General features: G+C 63.4%; 1 pseudogene. It reads right to left on the bottom strand.

What is annotated here, in order from left to right:
• Positions 1-37 precede the first annotated feature (37 nt).
• Positions 38-1194 (bottom strand): annotated as a pseudogene (locus tag N1031_RS20370) (IS3 family transposase).
• Positions 1195-1265 lie beyond the last annotated feature (71 nt).

Raw genomic sequence — 1265 nt, 5'->3', positions numbered from 1 at the left:
TTGACCTGCCCCACGATCTTGGTTCCAGTCCGGATGGCTAACTTGCGGCGGGGATGTTGTTGATCTCGAGTGTCTCGTATTCGATCGGGGTGCGGTAGCCGAGGGCGGAGTGTCGGCGCTGACGGTTGTGGAAGATCTCGATGTACTCGAAGATCGCGTTGGCGAGTTCGACTCTCGTTTTCCACTTCTTCCGGTTCAGTAGCTCGATCTGCATCGATGACCAGAAGCTTTCCATCATTGCGTTGTCTAGCCCGTCGCCGACGGATCCGAACGAGGGCAGGAGTCCGGCTGAGCGGATCTTCTCCCCGAAGAGCCACGAGGTGAATTGCGTGCCGTGGTCCGCATGAACGATCCCGCCTGGCTCGAGGCGACGGTTCCGGATGGCCATGTCGAGCGCGTTGATGACGAGAGTGGTGTCCTGCTTCGAGTCGATCGACCAGCCGATGATGCGGCGACTGTAGGCGTCGAGGACCGCCGCGCAGTAGACCCAGCCTTCTCGCGTGCGGTGCTGCGTGATGTCGGTCACCCAGAGCTCGTTTGGGCGAGGCCTGGCGAACTTCCGGTTCACGAGATCATCGGACGTGACAACGCCGCGGAGCCGCTTGGTGCGTATCGGGCCGGGGAGCCCGTAAATACCGGCCAGGCGCATCAACTTGTGGACCGTCCGCTCGCTGACAGTGACCCCCATCGCCATGGTCAGCTCGGCGTGCACGCGTCGGTAACCGTACGTCCCGCGCGAGGTGACGTGGACCTCCCTGATCAGCCCGGTGAGCCATTGCCGGCGCAGTTCCGACTGCGTGAGGGGTTTCCGTTTGACACGGTAATAGTGCTGCCTAGCGACCCCGAGGATGCGACAGCAGCGGTCGATCGGGATCCCGGCGTCGGCGAGGCGGTCGATCACCGGGAAGAGCCTTTTGGGCGGGGACGTTCCTCCTCGAGGAACTTCGCCGCCTGCCGGACAATCAGCAGCTCGGTCTCAAGTTCGCGGATGCGGCGCTTCGCAGCCCGCAATTCCGCTGATTCCGAGGACGGGACACCGGGCCGGCGACCGTTGTCGATGTCGTCCTGGCGGATCCAGTTCGACAGTGTGACGGGATGGATACCGAGTTCGACGGCGGTCTGCTTGGCCTGCTTGCCGGCCCGCACGAGCGCGACAGCGCGAGCACGGAACTCCGGCGGATAAGGACGGGGCATGAGGATGAGCCTTCCGGATCAGGCCACCAGTTAGCCACCGAAACTGGAACCCTTTCCGTGGGGCAGGTCAA

Source organism: Herbiconiux moechotypicola (genome assembly GCF_024979255.1).
GTDB lineage: Bacteria > Actinomycetota > Actinomycetes > Actinomycetales > Microbacteriaceae > Herbiconiux > Herbiconiux moechotypicola.
The sequence above is the reverse complement of the archived record's forward strand: the minus strand, read 5'-3'. Positions and strand labels throughout refer to the sequence as shown.